This is a genomic window from Streptomyces sp. NPDC091292 (genome assembly GCF_044757265.1).
Lineage (GTDB): Bacteria > Actinomycetota > Actinomycetes > Streptomycetales > Streptomycetaceae > Streptomyces.
Genome location: NZ_JBIVUQ010000024.1, coordinates 61,331 through 78,304 on the forward strand (window position 1 = coordinate 61,331; position 16,974 = coordinate 78,304).

Below are 16,974 nucleotides of genomic sequence, written 5' to 3' on the forward strand. Positions count from 1 at the left end.
ATGCAGTTCGGCCGCACCTACGAAGAGTTCGAGATCGGCGCCGTCTACAAGCACTGGCCGGGGAAGACGGTCACCGAGTACGACGACCACCTGTTCTGTCTGCTCACGATGAACCACCACCCGCTCCACCTGGACAACAACTACGCCGAGCGGACGACGGACTTCGGACGCAATGTCGTCGTCGGGAACTACATCTACTCACTGCTCCTGGGCATGTCCGTACCGGACGTGTCGGGCAAGGCGATCGCGAACCTGGAGATCGAGTCGCTGCGCCACGTCGCGCCGACCTTCCACGGCGACACGATCTACGGCGAGACCACGGTCCTCGACAAGACCCCGTCCCGCTCGAAGAGCGACCGAGGGATCGTGTACGTCGAGACCAAGGGCTACAAGCAGGACGGCACCCTTGTCTGTGTGTTCCGCCGCAAGGTGATGGTGCCCACCGAGGCGTACGTCAAGGAGCGCGGCGGGGACCAGCCCGGCCGCCCGGAGCCGCGGGAAACGCCCCGGAAGCCGCAGGACCCGAAGCCACAGGACGAGAAGCCGCAGGAGAAGTGAAGCCATGAGCCGACTCGCCCAGACCCCTGGCCTCACCGAGGTCCAGCGGGAGATCCTGTCCACCGTCCGTGACTTCGTCGACAAAGAGATCATCCCGGTTGCGACGGAGCTGGAACACCGCGACGAGTACCCGCAGCAGATCGTCGACGGCCTCAAGGAGCTGGGCCTCTTCGGGCTGATGATCCCCGAGGAGTACGGGGGCCTGGGTGAGTCGCTGCTCACCTACGCGCTGTGCGTGGAGGAGATCGCGCGCGGCTGGATGTCGGTCTCCGGGATCATCAACACGCACTTCATCGTCGCGTACATGCTCAAGCAGCACGGCACTCAGGAGCAGAAGGAGTACTTCCTGCCCCGGATGGCGGCCGGTGAGGTGCGCGGCGCCTTCTCGATGTCGGAGCCGGCGCTCGGCTCGGACGTGTCGGCGATCACCTCGAAGGCGGTACGGGACGGCGACGAGTACGTCCTGACCGGTCAGAAGATGTGGCTGACGAACGGCGGCACGTCGAACCTGGTGGCCGTGCTGGTCCGCAGTGACGAAGGCCACCCGGACGGCACACCTCCGCACCGGTCGATGACGACGTTCCTGGTCGAGAAGGAGCCCGGCTTCGGCGAGGTCCGCCCGGGGCTCACCATCCCCGGGAAAATCGACAAAATGGGGTACAAGGGGGTCGACACCACCGAGCTGATCATGGATGGCCTGCGCATTCCGGCCAATCGTGTACTCGGCGGCACGACCGGCCGTGGCTTCTACCAGATGATGGACGGGGTCGAGGTCGGCCGGGTGAACGTGGCCGCACGTGGCTGCGGTGTCGCACAGCGTGCCTTTGAGCTGGGTGTGTCGTACGCACAGCAGCGTCACACCTTCGGCAAGCAGATCGCCCAGCACCAGGCCATCCAGTTCAAGCTGGCCGAAATGGCTACCAAGGTCGAGGCCGCCCATGCGATGATGGTGAACGCAGCACGCAAAAAGGACTCCGGGGAACGAAACGACCTTGAAGCAGGGATGGCGAAGTACCTCGCATCCGAGTACTGCAAAGAGGTGGTGGAGGACGCCTTCCGGATCCACGGCGGCTACGGCTTCTCGAAGGAGTACGAGATCGAGCGCCTCTACCGTGAGGCCCCGATGCTGCTCATCGGAGAAGGTACCGCCGAGATCCAGAAAATGATCATCGGGCGCAGGCTGCTTGAGGAGTATCGGCTCCAGGGATAGATCCCCTGGTCCGGGTGTTTTCTTCGAGAAGAAGATCACACCCGGCCGGCACCCTTCGGCCGTCGACTCGGCTTCCTGGCTTGCCGAGTTGTGCCTCGCAACCGATACGATCGCCGGAAAGCCGCCGTCCCCCGTCCTAGCGCGGCATCATCCGCTACGAAGGTCATCCATGCCCGACAGCCAAACCTCTGCATCTCGCGGCCGGGTCCGCATCGCGCGCGGAGCATCTCCCTGGCTCCTGCCGACCGTCGCCACCGCCGCCCTGAGCCTGGTCAGGTCCCGCCGCTCGCGCGGTGCGGCCGTCGTCGCCGTACCCGCCACCGCGCTCGCGGCGGGCATGCTGTGGTTCTTCCGCGACCCCGAGCGCCAGATCTCCCAGGGCCGGGTCATCTCTCCGGCCGACGGCGTGGTGCAGAGCATCATGCCGTGGAAGGACGGACGCACCCGCGTCGCGATCTTCATGAGCCCGCTGAACGTCCATGTGAACCGCGCCCCGCTCTCCGGCGAGGTCACCTCGGTCGAACACATCCCCGGCGGGTTCGTACCGGCATTCAACAAGGAGAGCGAGAACAACGAACGCGTTGTCTGGCACTTCGACACCGAGCTGGGCGACATCGAGATGGTGCAGATCGCGGGAGCGGTCGCGCGCCGGATCGTGCCGTACATTCCGCAGGGCACCAAGGTGGAGCAGGGTGACCGGATCGGTCTGATCCGCTTCGGCTCGCGCGTCGACATCTACCTCCCCGAAGGTGTGGACGTCGCGGTCGAGGTAGGCCAGAAGACCGTGGCTGGGGTGACTCGCATTGACCGTGATTGATCCGGAGACACAGGCCGGCTGGGTGCCCGAGGCGGACGAGGTCGACGACGACGCGGAGGAGATGCCCCTCTCCCTGCGTCTGTCGATAGCGGACACCCTGACACTCGGCAACGCCACCTGCGGCTTCATGGCGGTGTACTTCACCACCACCGGGATCCTGATCCCGCACCTCACCGGCAGCGACGAGTCGGGCATGGCCCGGCACTCCGCCGCCACCGCCGTGATCCTCATGCTCTGCGCCGCGGTCTTCGACCTCTTCGACGGACTCGTGGCCCGCAAGCTGCGGTCCTCGCCGATGGGCGCCGAGCTGGACAATCTGTCGGACCTGATCAGCTTCGGTCTGGCACCCGCGTACTTCGTTCTTGTCTACGGGATGGTCGCGGACGACGCGTACCAGAAAGTGGCCGCGGTCGGAGCGATCGTGGTGCTGCTGGCGGTGGTGCTGCGGCTTGCGCGGTTCTCCTGCGTGGCCGTGAAGGACGGCATGTTCCAGGGCATGCCGAGCCCGTTCGGCGCGCTGACCGTCGTATCGATCGTGCTGCTCGAACTGCCGTTCGTGGCGACGCTGCTCGCGATCGTCGGCACCGCGTGGCTGATGGTCAGCCGGGTCGAGTACCCCAAGCCCCGGGGCCGGCTCGCGGTGGCGATGCTCTCGTGGATCGTGCTGAGCATGGGACTGCTCGCGGCGTGGGCGTTCGACGCGCCGGGCGGTCAGCTCCTGCTCCAGACGGGCTGCGCCCTGCAACTCGTCCTCGGCGCCGTCATCCCGCTCTTCGCGACGGCCCGCCGGGTCAACAATTTCCGCGACAACCGACGCGAGGCCCGAGCCTGCCCCGACGGGCGGTAGACGGGCCCTGCACTACCGGACCGGGTGTGTCCGAGCCTTCGGAGGCTTGGACACACCCGGTCCTGTTCTGTCGTGTCGGCGACCTCAGATCAGGAAGTCCGTGGCGATACGTTCCGCCACCTGCTCCAGGAGGGGGCCCGCGTTCGCGATGCAGCGGGAGACGTCCGGTTCCACGTCCGTGAGGGCGTAGGCGCGGCGGATTCCCGCGCGGCCCAGCGCCTCCGGTGCCAGGGCGAGCCGGCCGCAGACGGCCACGACCTCCTTGCCTCCGGCGCGGGCCGCCGCCGCCACCCCGGCGGGGGCCTTCCCGTGCAGGGTCTGCTCGTCCAGCGACCCCTCACCGGTGATCACCAGCGAGGCCCGCTCCAGCGCGGGCGCGAAGCCGAGCACATCGAGCATCACCTCGATACCGGGCCGGAACCGCGCCCCGAGCCCCACCAGCGCCCCGTACCCAATGCCGCCCGCCGCCCCGGCGCCCGGCGCCTGTGCGCACTCCGCCGCCCGGGAGCCGGCCGACTTCTCCAGGACCCGGGCGAAATGGGCGAGCGCCGCGTCCAGCGCCGCCACGTCGTCCGGTGTGGCGCCCTTCTGCGGTCCGTACACCGCGGGCGCGCCCTTCGGGCCGGTGAGCGGATTGTCGACGTCGCTCGCGAGCACCAGGTCGACCTCGGCGAAGCGCGGGTCGATGCCGGACAGGTCGGCGGTGGCGAGGGTGCTCAGGGGGCCGCCGCCCGGAGCGACGGGTGCGCCGTCCGCGTCGAGGAACCGTGCCCCGAGCGCGGCGAGCATGCCCGCGCCGCCGTCCGTCGTCGCGCTGCCGCCGACCCCGAACACGAGGGTGCGGGCACCGGCGTCGAGCGCGGCCCGCAGCAGCTCCCCGGACCCGTACGTCGTGGCCGTCAGCGGTGCGAACTCGCCCTCGGGCAGGAGTTGCAGTCCGGACGCCTCGGCCATCTCCACGACGGCCGTGTCACCGCGCAGCGCGTACGCCGCCGTGGTCCCGGTGCCGAGCGGGCCCGTGACCCGTACCTCGCGGCGCTCGAATCCGGCGGCGACCGCCGCGTCCACCGTGCCGTCGCCGCCGTCGGCCACCGGCAGGGCCTCCACGCGTACGTGCGGCGCGACACGGAGCAGTCCTGCCGTGACCCGCTCGGCGACCTGCACGGCCGTGAGAGATCCCTTGAATTTGTCCGCGGCGATGAGCACGCGGTCCACGGGCCGCGTCTGCCCGGCCGTCGCCGTGGTCGCCGTGGTCGCCGCCGACGGCTTCGTCGAAGGCTGTGTCACCGAAGCGTCCGCCACCTTGGATTCCCCTTGCTTCCGGGCCTTGCTTGCGTCAAGGCAGTCGCGCCGCTGCGACCATAACCGGAGGAAGGGTCCCCTGCCCACCATCGAGGGCGAAATGATCGATCAAAGCGGGGTGATCACCCCCCGGCCCTGGTCACCCTTCCCTGGTTACCCTTCCTTCCCTGGTTACCCTTCCCTCGTGACCACCCAGGACTTCGCCACGTACATCGCCGGACTCCCCCGCGTCCTCGTCGGGGCCGCATGCCTCTTCCGGGACGCCGAAGGGCATGTGCTGCTCGTCGAGCCCAACTACCGCGACGGCTGGACGCTGCCGGGCGGCACCGTCGAGTCCGACGACGGTGAGAACACCGCGCCAGGGCGCGCGCCGCGAGACCGCCGAGGAGATCGGCCTGGACATCCCGCCGGGGCGGCTTCTCGCGATGGACTGGGTGCGGGCGGCGGGTGTTCCGCCGCTGGTGTCCTATCTGTACGACGGCGGGGTGCTCGATGCCGACCAGTTGAAGTCGATCCGGTTGCAGGAGGAGGAGTTGCTGTCGTGGCGGCTCGTGCCCCGGGACGGTCTCATGGAGCTGCTGCCGGGCGTCCTCGGCCGCCGTGTCCTCGCCGCACTCGACGTCCTGGACTCCGGCGCCGGCACCGTCGAGTTGGAGGACGGCGAACCCGTGCATTGATCACCATTGACGACACTGGTCAATCATTGACCGTCCAGACGGAATGCCGTGTTCGACTTGCTCAACTCTCCTGCCCGTACACACTGTTGATCGGCACAATGATCCTGTGCCGCACTACGAGTACATGGAATTCACCCTGGACGACGGTTCACAGGTCCGCCTGGAGCCGGCGCCCCCGGGCACGCCGCGGATCACCGCACTCCTCCCGACCCTCTCGGCGACCTGGCAGCTCCCCCGGACCCGCCGGAGCTGACGGGTGACCTGGTTCAAGGCGTCCTGCGACGACGGATCCGCCGACGCCCGTGGCGCGCTGGTACGGGTGCTCGCCACGGATCTGCGGCGGACGGCCGGCGCGGGTGTCTGCCTCACCGGACGCCGCCTCCTCACCTGCGCCCATGTCGTCAACGCGGCCCTGGGGCAGCCAATGCTCAGCCCTCGCGACCCGGGGCCGGTCTCGCTCACCGTGTCGTTCCCCGCGCTGAACGGTGCCCCCGCGCGCGGTGCCCGCCTCGCGGCCTGGGTGCCGCCGCGCTCCGTACTGCATCAGGGCCCGGTCGGCGACGACGCCCTGGAGTGGGCCGGCGACCTCGCCGTACTGGAGCTGGACGAGGAGCCCCCGCCGCCGGTCACACCCGTCCGGTGGCGCGCGATGCGGACGGGGCAGGAGGTGCGGGCCTGGTACGGGGGCGGTCAGGCGTTCTCGTACGCGGATGTGCGGGTCGGGCCGTGCGACGACCGGATCGGCTATCTCGACGGCCAGTTGTCGGGCGCCGCCGTCGACGACGGGTACAGCGGCGGACCCCTGTGGTCGCTCACCGAATCGGCCGCCGTCGGCCTGGTGATGGGCCGGATCACCGCGCCCGACGCGGTGTTCTCGCCGCAGCACACCCTGCGCCGCAGCTGGGGCATCACCTGGCAGCAGGTGCGCCGCGAGCTGGAGCACGTGGGGGCCGCGCCCGACGGGCTCCCGGCGGACGGGCGGGCGGCGGACGGCCGGGGGGCGGGCGGGCCCGGCGGTGACGAGTCGATACGGGACATGATGATCGGCCCGTTGCAGGCGCTGCTCGGCGATCCGACCGTACGGGGAGCCCATGCCACCGCGCTCGCCGCCGAACTCGATCTGCGGACCCCGGCCGACGGGACCGCGCCGGCCGTCGAGGAGCTGGCGCGGCTGCTGTGCACGACCGAGCGCGCGTTGCCGTCCCTCGCGGAGTCCCTGGCGCCCACGGTGACCGGCGACCCGAGGGCCCGTACCGCACTCGACCGGCTGCTGGCCCTGGGCCGGCTCACCACGGCGGCCCGCCTCCTCTCGGTCGCCGAACACCGCGTACTGCTCGGCAAGTTGGAGCACCTCACGCGGCAGGACCCGGGGCTGCTGCCACGGGCCGCGACCGCCGCGCTGCCCTATGTGGACCTGCCGGGCTCGCTCCAGGCGGCCCGCCTCGCGCCGCAGGCCGTGCCCGGTGTCCTGCGGGAGCTGGAGAACTGGCACGGCGACGGCTCGCCCGTGCCCGACGAGACGCCCCGGCTGCCCGCGCTCCTGCGGGTCGCCGAATATGTCGCCGCCGAGACCGAGGGCTATGCGGCGCAGGCGCTCCAGGAGTGGAGCGGCCGGGTCGCGGCGCGCCTAGGGATCCACGCGTCGGCGCTCGGGGAGCGGCGCGCGGATGCCGCCCGCTGGTCCGCGCGCGCCACGACGGCCGGGGTGCGGGTCCTGGTGGACATCGGGCGGTACGCGAAGGACCCCGCCGACCGCTACCGCTGTTCCGTGTGGCGGGTGCGGGCCGACGGCACGGCGGCGCGGACGTCGGCCGATCCCGAACGGCCGCGTACGGGACCGGAGATCGCCCGCCTCGTCCGTGACATCGCGGGGAGCGCAGAGGGCGCAGGTGACCAGGTCGCGCTGGTCGCGGTGTCGGTGAGCCCGGACGCGCTCGATCTGCCGGTCGACGAGTGGGACGGCGCGAGCGCCGACGAGTACCTGCCGGCCGCGCCGCTCGGTGAGGACTTCCATCTGGTGCTGCGCTGCCCGGACATCCGCCGCCGCTCGCGCGGGGTCACGGGTGATCTGAAGCGGCGGTGGAACGCCCGGCAGCAGAGCGACGCGCTCGTCGCCGACCAGCGCATCGGCGACGAGATGGAGCTGATCCGGCTGCTCAAGACAACCCATCGGGGTACCGCGCGCGTCATCGTGCACGGGACGCCCGCGCGCCGGGCCCAGTTGCTGCGTTTCTGTCTGGCCATGGGCGTCCCGATCGTGCTGTGGGACCGAGCGGCGCACGGTCCCTCCGACGCCGTACACCTCGACGCCACACAGCCGGACGGTCCGGTGGACGAACTGCCCGAGCGGGTACGCCACTTCCGGGTGCGTGCCTATGTGGACCAGGCGATGCCCGCACGTCCCGCGCTGGTGTGGGAGGACGCGGAGCTGCCGCTGCCCGACGCGCTGAGCCTCGCCGACCCCTCGGAAGAAGCCGGCCTCTCGGAAGAAACGGAGCAGGCGATATGACGGAGAACGACGGGTGGCGGCTGTTCCGGGGTGATCGCGAGGTCCGGCCGTTGGAGTTCCCCGCCGCGCCGCCCTGGCGGCAGTTCGGCGGTACGGAGCCCGGCCGGCGCGCCCGGCACCGGCCGTATCTGATCGGCCGTACGGAGGCCGACGTGGTGAGCGCCGCGCTGCATCTGCGGCGCCCGCTGCTGGTCACCGGGCACCCCGGCACCGGCAAGTCGTCCCTCGCGCACGCCATCGCGCACGAACTCGCCCTCGGCCCGGTCCTGCAGTGGCCGGTCAACAGCCGCTCGGTCCTCAAGGACGCGCTGTACGGGTACGACGCGATCGGACGGCTCCGCGAGACGCATCTGCTGAAGGAGCGGGGCGGCCCGGAACCCGACATCGGGACCTTCGTACGGCTCGGTCCGCTCGGTACCGCGCTGGTGCCGCGCGACCGGCCCCGGATGCTGCTGGTCGACGAGCTGGACAAGGGCGACGTGGACCTGCCGAACGACCTGCTGACGGTGTTCGAGGACGGCGAGTTCGAGATCCCGGAGCTGTCCCGGCTGCCGGACACCCAGGCGGAGGTGTCCGTGCTGACCCATGGCACGGACGGTGAGCGGGTGGTGGTGGAACGGGGTCTGGTGCGCTGCCGTGAGTTCCCGGTGGTCGTCATCACCAGCAACGGCGAGCGGGACTTCCCGCCCGCGTTCCTGCGCCGCTGTGTACGCCTCGATCTGCCGGACCCGGACGAGGAGCGGCTGCGGGACATCGTCGCCGCGCACCTCGGTGAGGAGGCGCTGAGCGGTGTGGACGACCTGCTGTACGCGTTCCTGAACCGCCGCGCGCCGGGCGAGCTGGCGACGGACCAGCTGCTGAACGCGGTGTTCCTGCGCAAGGGCGGGATGAACCTGGACGCCGAGGGTCTGCTGGACGCCGTGCTGCACCGGCTCGGCGGAGCGGTATAGCGGATGACGTCGCCCGCCGAACCGTCTCCGCTGGCGGCCCTGGGGTCGCTGCTCGGCCAGGAGCTGTCCGTCCACGAGCTGCTGGACACGCTGTGGCTCGCGGCCCGGCTGCCGCGCGACCAGGACGCGCCGCTGGTGGGCGCGCTCGCGCCGGACTCGGAGCACCGGCCAGGGACGGCGCGGCGCGGTGGGCGGGACCTGCCGCCGGACGGCGGTCCCGTGGCGGGGGACGACGGTGAGCCGGCCGGGCGGGTACCGGACCAGCCTCCGCCGCCCGCCCAGCTCATGGGCGCGCTGCACGCGGCGGCGGCGGCCCGCAGCGCCCCGGAGTTCGCGGATCCGGCCGGGCCCGTACGCAGGCGGCCGAACGGTGGCGCGCTGCCCGTGCGGGTGCCCGAGGAGAAGGCGCTCGGCACGGACGAGCTGCGGCTGAACCGGGCGCTGCGGGTGCTGAAGCAGCCTCATCCGGGCCAGGAGCGGCGGGAGTTCGACGAGGAGGCCACCGCGACGGCGATGGCCGAGACCGGGCTGCCCGATGTGGTGCTGCGCCCGGCGCGGCAGCGCTGGCTCGATCTGACGCTGCTCATCGACGACGGCATCTCGATGCTGCTGTGGCGCCGGCTGGCGACCGAGCTGCGGGCGATGCTGGAACGGCTCGGGGCCTTCCGGGACATCCGGGTGCACGGCCTCGACACCCGGTCGGCGGGCGCGCCGAGGCTGCGGGTGCGGCCGTACGACCCGATGGCCCCGCTCCTGTCGCCCGCGTCGGTCGCCGACCCGTCGGGGCGGACGCTGGTGCTGGTGATCAGTGACGGGGTCGGCGTGTGCTGGCGGGACGGGCGGATGCACACGGCCCTCGAACGCTGGGCGCGGCAGGGTCCGACGGCGGTGCTGCACGCGCTGCCCGCGCACATGTGGGCGAGTTCCGGTATCCGTTCGGAACCGTGGCTGGTGACCACGCGGCGGCGCGGCGCGGCCAACGACACCTGGGAGGTGGCCGATCCGCTGCTGCCGCCCGGCCTCGGCGAGGGGTTTCCGGGTGTGCCGGTGCCCGTGCTCGAACCGTATCCCCCGGCGGTCGCGGCCTGGGCGCGCCTGGTGGCGTCGCCCGGAGCCAGTACCGAACTGCCGCTGCTCACGGCGCCGGAGGCGCGGACGGCGAGGCGCCGGGCCGGGACGCGGGGGCCGAACGCGCCGGACGCGGTGCTGCGGTTCCGGGACGCGGCGTCCCCGCAGGCGTACCGGCTCGCCGCGCATCTCGCCGCGGTGTCCCCGCTGACGGTGCCGGTGATGCGGCTCGTGCAGGCCGCGGTGCCGTGGCGCGCCGACACCGCGCATCTCGCGGAGGTGTTCCTCGGCGGGCTGATGCGGCAGGTCGACACGGCGGACGCCCGGCTGCCCGCGCAGCACCGGCGGTTCGGCTTCCCTGAGGACGCGCAGGAGATCCTGCTCGACACGGCGGCACCGATCGATCTGCTGCGCACGACACGGGCGGTCACCGAGCGGCTGAGCACCCTGGTGGGCCGCTCCCCCGACTTCCCGGCCTGGCTGGCGCACCCGTCCGGTACGGGTGAACTCATGCCGGGGACCCGGCCGTTCGCCTGGCTGGAGGACCGGCTCCTCACCCATCTCGGGGCCCGGCCGATGGTGTCGGTGCCGGCGCCGCAGCAGCCCGTCGAGTACGAGGGCGTGCTGCTGCCGTCGGGGCTGGACACGGCGCCCTCGTGGCTGCCGGTGCGGCTCCAGGACCTGCACACCGTGGGCCCGTTCCGGCTCACGATGCGCGACGGCACCGGCGGCAGGCCCGTCGCGTACCTCGGTGAGACCACGGACGGGGAGCGGGCGCTGCTGCGGGTCGCGCACTCGTGGGACTCGCCGATGGCGCGGGAGCTGCTCGACGTGGAGCGGCGCGCGCTGCGCCGCATGGACGGGGTGTGCGCGCCGGCCGTGCTCGGCAGCGACCTCCAGGGCGCGACGCCGTGGATCGCGCTGCGCCTGGACACCCTCGGCAACGGGCTGCCCGCGCCCACCCTGCGCTCGGTCCTGGAGGTCTCGGGCCCGCTGCACGCCTCGCCGCTGCTGACCTGGCTGGGGTGGAACCTGGCGCGCGCGGTCGAGCGGTGCCATCGCAAGGGCATCGTGCACGGTTCACTGACGCCGGGCGCGGTCCTGGTGACGGAGTCGGCGCTGCACATCATCAGTTGGACGTCGGCCCGTATCGACGGCGCGTCGAGCGCGTCCCCGCTGTCCATGCCGACCAACTCCCCCTACCGGGCACCGGAGGTGACCCCGTGGGGCGAGTCGCGGATCGCGGCGGGCGATGTGTACGCGCTCGGCGTGATCCTCCTCCAGGCCGCGACGGGCCGGCACTGGCGCTGGTACGAGCGGGACGCCCTTGAGCACCATGCCGCGCTGCGGTCGCTCGAACCGCACGTACGGGAGCTGCTGCTGCGCTGCGTCGACGAGGAACCGGAGGCGCGGCCGACGGTCCGGGAGGTGATGGAGGGGTTCGGCGCGCTGCTGCCCGGCGCGCTGGAGTGGGACGACGCCCAGGACGACACGCCGGTCACGGACGCGGCGGAGACGCCCGAGCAGGACGTACGGCGCGACCGGTGGATCCGTACGATCCGGGCGCCGCTGGAACGGCCGCTGCGGATCGCGTTCGTCGGGGTGAAGGACCGGGCCGGGTGCACGACGACGACGATGGTGCTCGGCGCGGTCCTCGCCGAGCAGCGGCAGGAGCGGGTGCTGGCCGTCGACACGGACCGGCACGCGGGCAGCCATGTGCACATCGGCCGCCGGGTCTACCGGGACACTCCCGCGCGGCTCTCCGATCTCGCGCGGTCGGTCGAGGAGGTGGAGCGGTTCGAGGATCTGCGCCTCTTCCTGTCGGAGCACCGCTCGGGTCTGATGGTCCTGGCCAACGACTCGGTGTCGCATCCGCCGACGGCCGGGCAGTTCGCGGACGGCGAGTACGACCGGGTGGTGGAGGTGACTCAGCCGTACTTCGATCTCATGCTGACCGACACGGACAAGTTCCCCGCGGCCGTACTGGAGTCGGCGGACCGGATCGTGATCGTGTCCCGCGCGGATCCCGCCGGCCTCGCGCAGGCGCAGCAGGCGATGGACCGGCTCGTCGCACTGGATCTGCCGGGCCTGGTCACGGAGTCCGTGGTGGTCCTCAACCACAGCCGTCCGGCGGCGGGCTGGTCACTCGACCAGGGAAGTATCCGGGGCTTGAGTTCGCGGTGCCGGGGGGTGGTGACGGTACCCCGGGACAGCCATCTCCACATGGGCAGCACGGTGGAGCTGTCGTGGCTCGCGCCGGAGACGTATCAGGCGTATCTGCAGTTGGGGGCGGTGTTGTTGGGGCCTCGGACGGGTCCGGTCTGACGCCCGGAACCCGGATGCGCCGGAAGTGCCGAACGCGGACGGTTCCGGCGACGCGGCTCAGTCGTGCCAGACCGCGCGGATCCGTTCGACGCTCTCGGCGGCCTGGCGCAGGCCCGCGCGGGCGGCGCCGGGGATGCGGGACGCGTCCAGGGGGTTGCGGCCGAAGGCGCGGCGGGCCTCGCGGTCCGGGACCAGCAGGGCGGCCCGTACGCCGGCCTTCGCGAGGGACGCCACCTGCGCCGCGGCGCCGGGGTCGGCGCCCGGTCCCTTGGGGATCGGGGCGAGGACGACGACGCGGCGGCAGTCGTCCACCAGGTCGGCGTTGGTGGTGGAGCGGACGCCGCCGTCCATCCAGCGGCCGTCCCCCGCCGTGATCGGCGGGAACAGCGGGGGCAGGGCGCAACTGGCCACCATCGCGCGCGGCAGGTCGATGCCGTCGTCCGCGCCGAACCCCTTCGGCCGGCCCGTGAAGGCGTCCACGGCGAACAGCCGCACGGCCCGCTCCGGCCAGTCCTGGACGGGCAGTTGAGGGCCGAGGACGTCGAACACGTCGTCCTCCGACACTCCGCGTACGGCCAGCGCCAGCTTTCCGAACCGCTTGCCGGCGGTCACCGGGTCGCGTGAACCGAGCGCCGCCCACAGGTACTTCGCGGTCATGGCGAGGGTGAACCGTACGTCGGGCATGGACCGTTCGCCGCCGAGCTGGGCCGCGCAGAGGTCGGCGGGGGCTGCGCCACTGGCGAGTTCGACGGCGAGCAGCGCGCCGGCCGATGTGCCCGCCAGCAGGTCGGCCTTCCCGAGGTCGAGTCCCGCGTCGGCGTATCCCGCCAGCATGCCGACCTGCCATGCGTACGCGGTCAGTCCGCCGCCTCCCAGCACCAGCGCCTTGTCCATCCGCCGCTCCCCCGTCCTAACCGGAATGCCCTTCCGGAATGCCCGACGTTCCGGAATCCCTCTTCGAACCGTAAACGGGGATAACTCCCCGGTTCCATTCCGGACGCTAGCATGGCAACCGGGGAGTGGTCCACGGTTACCCGGTCGCGACGTCTACGAGAGGCAGGTGCGCCCATGGCGGTGCGCGGTGTGCGCGGTGCGCGGGAGGGGGATCCGGCGCCGCTGAGGCGGGACGCGCGACGCAACCGGGACGCGCTGGTGGCCGCCGCCCGGGACGTGTTCGCGGCGTACGGACTCGACGCGTCGCTGGACGAGATCGCCCGCCGGGCCGGGGTCGGCAACGCCACGCTGTACCGGCACTTCCCGACCCGGGGCGCCCTGGTCGACGCGGCCTTCCACGACGTACTGGCCGAGACCCGGCGCCTGGGCGACGAGGCCCGGTCCCACGACGACGCGTGGCAGGCGCTGACCGGCTACCTGGAGCAGGTCTTCGCGGGACTCGCGGCCGACCGGGGAGCCAACGACCTGATGACCACCGGTATCGAAGGGGTCGTGTCGCTGGAGGAGCTGCACGCGCACAACCGGGAGACGATCGGCCTGCTGATCGGCCGGGCGCAGGCGCAGGGCACGCTGCGCGCCGATGTCACCACGGAGGACCTGCTGTTGCTCCTGGCGGCGCTGGGCCGCACCGTCCCGGCGCTGACGGCGATCGTTCCCGACGCGTGGCGGCGCTATCTCGCCGTACTGCTCGACGGCCTCCGGGCCCGTCCCGCCGACGCGCCCGACGGCGGCCGGTCGCTCCCCCGCCCGTCCCTGACCTCCGGGCAACTCGGTGAGGTGCTGCGCGAACTGGGTCCGCACACCGCGCCGACGTCGAGGTGAGGGCGCGGTGAGGGTGCGGTGAGGTCACTATCGCGGCAGTGCCTGCGGTGGTGCCCGTGCGGCGCCGGAATGCGGTCGCCCCGCGCGCGGCCCCCGGCCTACCCTCGGCTCCATGGACAAGCCACTCGTCGCCATCCTCAGCGGCGCCGGAATCTCCACGGACTCCGGCATCCCCGACTACCGGGGGCCGAACGGGCTGTGGCGGCGTGATCCCGAGGCCGAGAAGCTCGTGACGTACACGTACTACATGGGTGATCCGGAGATCCGCCGGCGGTCGTGGCGGATGCGCCGGCGCAACCGGACGCTCCAGGCCGAGCCGAACGCCGCGCACCACGCCGTCGCCGAGCTGGAGCGCTCCGGGGTTCCGGTGCGGGTGATCACGCAGAACGTCGACGGGCTGCACCAGCGCGCCGGGCTCTCCGCGCGCAAGGTGGTCGAGCTGCACGGCAGCGCGCGGTCCGTGGTCTGTACGGAGTGCGGTGACCGGGGGCCGATGGAGGACGCGCTCGCGCGGGTCGAGGCCGGTGAGGAGGACCCGCCGTGCCGGGAGTGCGGCGGGATCCTCAAGTCGGCGACGGTGATGTTCGGTGAACGGCTCGACCCCGCCGTCCTCGGCGAGGCCCTGGGCATCACCAAGGCGTGCCAGGTGTTCCTCGCGGTCGGTACGAGCCTTCAGGTGCAGCCCGCCGCCGGGCTCGCGGGCCTCGCGGCCGAGCACGGCGCCCGCCTGGTCATCGTCAACGCCGAGCCGACTCCCTACGACGCCGTCGCCGACGAGGTCGTACGGGAGCCGATCGGGACGGCGCTGCCGAGGCTGCTGCGGGAGCTGGCGGAGTAGCGCCGCCGCCCGGTTCTCAGAACAGGGCGGTGCCGCGTTCGAAGTCCAGCAGGCGCTGCTTGCGGGGCAGCCCGCCGCCGTAGCCGGTGAGGCTGCCGTCCGAGCCGATCACGCGGTGGCAGGGGACGATGACGCTGATCGGGTTCTTGCCGTTGGCGAGCCCGACCGCGCGCGAGGCGCCAGGCTTTCCGAGCGACTGCGCGAGATCGCCGTAGGTGCGGGTCTCGCCGTACGGGATGCGCAGGAGCTGTTCCCAAACGGAGCGCTGGAACGGGGTGCCGTGCAGCCGCAGCGGCACGTCGAAGTCGGTACGGTCGCCGGCGAAGTAGGCGTCGAGCTGCCGTACCGTCTCGGCGAACGGCTCCGGGTCGGGGGCGGGGTCGCCGAAGGACTCCTCCGGCGGGCGGTGACGTTGATCGGTCATGTAGAGACCGCACAGGACGCCGTCGTCGTCGGCGACGAGCGTGAGGAGTCCATAGGGACTGTCAATGACGGTGTGCTGCTTCGTAGTTGTTGATTGATTCATGGTGGATCGCTCCATGATGTACGGGTCATGTTGAAGATGCATGGACCACGCTGAACTGGTCTATGCGGGCATGATGTTGATCGGGTGGTCATCAGTTGCCCATAGGTACTGGACCGCGTAGGCCCGCCAGGGACGCCAGGACGCGGCGCTCGCCGTGAGGGCGGCAGGGGTGGACGGAAGCCCCAGGTGCTCGGCGGCGCGGCGGACCCCGAGGTCGGTGGCGAGGAACGCGTCGGGGTCGCCGAGCGCGCGCATCGCGATGACCTCGACGGTCCACGGCCCGAAGCCGGGCAGTCCGGTCAGGCGGGCGCGGGCCTCGTTCCAGTCGGACTCGGCGCCGAGCCGCAGAGTGCCGTCGGCGAGGTGCGTCACCAGCGTGGTGAGGGTGGTGCGGCGGCTGCGCGGCAGGGCAAGCGCCTCGGGGTCGAGTGCGGCCAGCGCGTCGGGCGCCGGGAAGACGTGGGTGAGGCCGCCCTCGGCGTCCTCGACGGCTTCGCCATGGGCGGTGACGAGTCGGGCGGCGTGGGTGCGGGCAGCGGCCGTGGAGACCTGCTGCCCGAGCACGGCCCGTACCGCGAACTCGGCCTCGTCGACCGTACGCGGCACCCGGCGGCCCGGCGCCTTGTCGACGAGCGGCGCGAGCAGCGGGTCGGTGCGGAGCCGGTCGTCCACGGCGACCGGGTCCGCGTCCAGGTCGAGCATGCGGCGGCAGCGGCTGATGGCGACGGTCAGGTCCCGCATGTCGGTGAGCGTGAGCCGGCACGCGATGTGGTCGGGGGTCGGGGTGAGGGCGACGACGCCGTGTCCGTACGGGAGGCGGAGGGTGCGACGGTACGCGCCGTCGCGCCACTCCTCGACGCCGGGCACCGCAGTCGCCACCAGGTGCCCGAAGAGGTTGTCGGGGGTGAGGGGGGCGCGGAACGGCAGGCGCAGGGTGATCGCGCCGGGTGCGGCGCTCGGCTTCGGCGCCCGGGTGCGCAGCGCGCGGGCGCGCAGGTCGGTCGGGGACAGCGCGAACACCTCGCGCACGGTGTCGTTGAACGTGCGGATCGAGGCGAAACCGGCCGCGAAGGCGATCTCCGCCATGGTCAGCCCGGTCGTCTCGATGAGGAGCCGCGCGGTCTGGGCGCGCTGGGCACGGGCCAGGGCGAGCGGCCCTGCCCCCAGCTCGGCGAGTAGCTGGCGTTCGATCTGCCGGGTGCTGTAGCCGAGCTGTGCGGCGAGACCGGGCACGCCCTCGCGGTCGACGAGGCCGTCGGCGATGAGCCGCATGGCGCGGGCCACGAGGTCGGCACGCTGGTTCCACTCGGGCGAGCCGGGGCTCGTGTCGGGCCGGCATCGCTTGCAGGCCCGGAATCCGGCCTGCTGGCAGGCGGCGGCGCTCGGGTAGAACGTCATGTTCTCCGGCTTGGGCGGCACGACGGGGCAGCTCGGACGGCAGTAGATCCGCGTGGTCAGAACAGCGGTGTAGAACCACCCGTCGAACCGCGCGTCCTTGGACTGCACGGCCCGCACACAGTGCTCGGTATCGATGTACATCCCGCTTCGCATGCCTCAAGCATCGGCGATAC

At 72.1% G+C, this 16,974-nt stretch carries 14 protein-coding genes and 1 pseudogene; 11 read left to right on the forward strand and 4 right to left on the reverse strand.

Features of this window, described 5'->3' with window-relative positions; translation table 11 throughout:
* From ACIQNU_RS37835 to pssA, 4 genes are all read left to right on the forward strand, one after another.
* Complete coding sequence (locus ACIQNU_RS37835; protein WP_401375415.1) at nucleotides 1–558, forward strand: MaoC family dehydratase; 558 nt, start codon at nucleotides 1–3, stop codon at nucleotides 556–558.
* 4 nt (nucleotides 559–562) lie between these two features.
* Complete coding sequence (locus tag ACIQNU_RS37840; RefSeq protein ID WP_401375416.1) at nucleotides 563–1,768, forward strand: acyl-CoA dehydrogenase family protein; 1,206 nt, start codon at nucleotides 563–565, stop codon at nucleotides 1,766–1,768.
* Between the two features lie 169 nt (nucleotides 1,769–1,937).
* On the forward strand, nucleotides 1,938–2,585 hold the full coding sequence (locus ACIQNU_RS37845; RefSeq protein WP_401375419.1) for a phosphatidylserine decarboxylase: 648 nt from the start codon (nucleotides 1,938–1,940) through the stop codon (nucleotides 2,583–2,585).
* Between the two features lie 22 nt (nucleotides 2,586–2,607).
* Nucleotides 2,608–3,432 carry a CDP-diacylglycerol--serine O-phosphatidyltransferase gene (pssA, locus tag ACIQNU_RS37850; protein ID WP_401375507.1) on the forward strand — a complete coding sequence of 275 codons (825 nt, stop codon included), beginning with the start codon at nucleotides 2,608–2,610 and terminating at the stop codon, nucleotides 3,430–3,432.
* Nucleotides 3,433–3,516: 84 nt separating this feature from the next.
* Here pssA and ACIQNU_RS37855 read toward each other — a convergent pair whose 3' ends face one another.
* Nucleotides 3,517–4,638 carry a glycerate kinase gene (locus ACIQNU_RS37855; protein WP_401375509.1) on the reverse strand — a complete coding sequence of 374 codons (1,122 nt, stop codon included), beginning with the start codon at nucleotides 4,636–4,638 and terminating at the stop codon, nucleotides 3,517–3,519.
* Between the two features lie 280 nt (nucleotides 4,639–4,918).
* On the opposite strand from ACIQNU_RS37855, the pseudogene ACIQNU_RS37860 reads away from it, so the two are divergent.
* The 5 genes and pseudogenes from ACIQNU_RS37860 (at nucleotide 4,919) to ACIQNU_RS37880 (ending at nucleotide 12,263) form a co-directional block, all read left to right on the forward strand.
* Nucleotides 4,919–5,411: pseudogene (locus ACIQNU_RS37860) on the forward strand (NUDIX domain-containing protein).
* Nucleotides 5,412–5,517: 106 nt separating this feature from the next.
* The gene (locus ACIQNU_RS37865) at nucleotides 5,518–5,664 is read left to right on the forward strand and encodes a hypothetical protein (RefSeq protein WP_401375420.1); all 147 of its coding nucleotides are present in this window, start codon (nucleotides 5,518–5,520) and stop codon (nucleotides 5,662–5,664) included.
* Nucleotides 5,665–5,667: 3 nt separating this feature from the next.
* Nucleotides 5,668–7,920, forward strand: coding sequence for a trypsin-like peptidase domain-containing protein (locus ACIQNU_RS37870; RefSeq protein WP_401375423.1), 2,253 nt, complete (start codon nucleotides 5,668–5,670; stop codon nucleotides 7,918–7,920).
* Nucleotides 7,917–8,870, forward strand: coding sequence for an AAA family ATPase (locus tag ACIQNU_RS37875; RefSeq protein ID WP_401375425.1), 954 nt, complete (start codon nucleotides 7,917–7,919; stop codon nucleotides 8,868–8,870). Before ACIQNU_RS37870 ends, ACIQNU_RS37875 begins: the two co-directional genes overlap by 4 nt.
* 3 nt (nucleotides 8,871–8,873) lie before the next feature.
* The gene (locus ACIQNU_RS37880; RefSeq protein ID WP_401375427.1) at nucleotides 8,874–12,263 is read left to right on the forward strand and encodes an SAV_2336 N-terminal domain-related protein; all 3,390 of its coding nucleotides are present in this window, start codon (nucleotides 8,874–8,876) and stop codon (nucleotides 12,261–12,263) included.
* 57 nt (nucleotides 12,264–12,320) lie between these two features.
* Here ACIQNU_RS37880 and ACIQNU_RS37885 read toward each other — a convergent pair whose 3' ends face one another.
* Entirely contained in the window at nucleotides 12,321–13,157 is an 837-nt protein-coding gene (locus ACIQNU_RS37885) for a patatin-like phospholipase family protein (protein ID WP_401375430.1), read from the reverse strand.
* Nucleotides 13,158–13,331: 174 nt separating this feature from the next.
* On the opposite strand from ACIQNU_RS37885, the gene ACIQNU_RS37890 reads away from it, so the two are divergent.
* Together ACIQNU_RS37890 and ACIQNU_RS37895 are read left to right on the forward strand one after the other, a co-directional pair.
* Nucleotides 13,332–14,039, forward strand: coding sequence for a TetR/AcrR family transcriptional regulator (locus tag ACIQNU_RS37890; RefSeq protein ID WP_401375432.1), 708 nt, complete (start codon nucleotides 13,332–13,334; stop codon nucleotides 14,037–14,039).
* Between the two features lie 112 nt (nucleotides 14,040–14,151).
* The gene (locus tag ACIQNU_RS37895) at nucleotides 14,152–14,877 is read left to right on the forward strand and encodes an SIR2 family NAD-dependent protein deacylase (RefSeq protein ID WP_401375435.1); all 726 of its coding nucleotides are present in this window, start codon (nucleotides 14,152–14,154) and stop codon (nucleotides 14,875–14,877) included.
* 16 nt (nucleotides 14,878–14,893) lie between these two features.
* Here ACIQNU_RS37895 and ACIQNU_RS37900 read toward each other — a convergent pair whose 3' ends face one another.
* Together ACIQNU_RS37900 and ACIQNU_RS37905 are read right to left on the reverse strand one after the other, a co-directional pair.
* Nucleotides 14,894–15,403: a methylated-DNA--[protein]-cysteine S-methyltransferase gene (locus ACIQNU_RS37900; protein ID WP_401375438.1), complete on the reverse strand. Its 510-nt coding sequence runs from the start codon at nucleotides 15,401–15,403 to the stop codon at nucleotides 14,894–14,896.
* 60 nt (nucleotides 15,404–15,463) lie between these two features.
* A complete protein-coding gene (locus tag ACIQNU_RS37905; RefSeq protein WP_401375512.1) occupies nucleotides 15,464–16,942 on the reverse strand; it encodes an AlkA N-terminal domain-containing protein in 1,479 nt (492 codons plus the stop codon).
* Nucleotides 16,943–16,974 lie beyond the last annotated feature (32 nt).

Coding starts and splice junctions, on each gene's coding strand:
- ACIQNU_RS37835 (WP_401375415.1), top strand. CDS start 1: ATGCAGTTCGGCCGCACCTACGAAGAGTTCGAGATCGGCGCCGTCTAC.
- ACIQNU_RS37840 (WP_401375416.1), top strand. CDS start 563: ATGAGCCGACTCGCCCAGACCCCTGGCCTCACCGAGGTCCAGCGGGAG.
- ACIQNU_RS37845 (WP_401375419.1), top strand. CDS start 1,938: ATGCCCGACAGCCAAACCTCTGCATCTCGCGGCCGGGTCCGCATCGCG.
- ACIQNU_RS37875 (WP_401375425.1), top strand. CDS start 7,917: ATGACGGAGAACGACGGGTGGCGGCTGTTCCGGGGTGATCGCGAGGTC.
- ACIQNU_RS37880 (WP_401375427.1), top strand. CDS start 8,874: ATGACGTCGCCCGCCGAACCGTCTCCGCTGGCGGCCCTGGGGTCGCTG.
- ACIQNU_RS37885 (WP_401375430.1), bottom strand. CDS start 13,157: ATGGACAAGGCGCTGGTGCTGGGAGGCGGCGGACTGACCGCGTACGCA.
- ACIQNU_RS37890 (WP_401375432.1), top strand. CDS start 13,332: ATGGCGGTGCGCGGTGTGCGCGGTGCGCGGGAGGGGGATCCGGCGCCG.
- ACIQNU_RS37895 (WP_401375435.1), top strand. CDS start 14,152: ATGGACAAGCCACTCGTCGCCATCCTCAGCGGCGCCGGAATCTCCACG.
- ACIQNU_RS37900 (WP_401375438.1), bottom strand. CDS start 15,403: ATGAATCAATCAACAACTACGAAGCAGCACACCGTCATTGACAGTCCC.
- ACIQNU_RS37905 (WP_401375512.1), bottom strand. CDS start 16,942: ATGTACATCGATACCGAGCACTGTGTGCGGGCCGTGCAGTCCAAGGAC.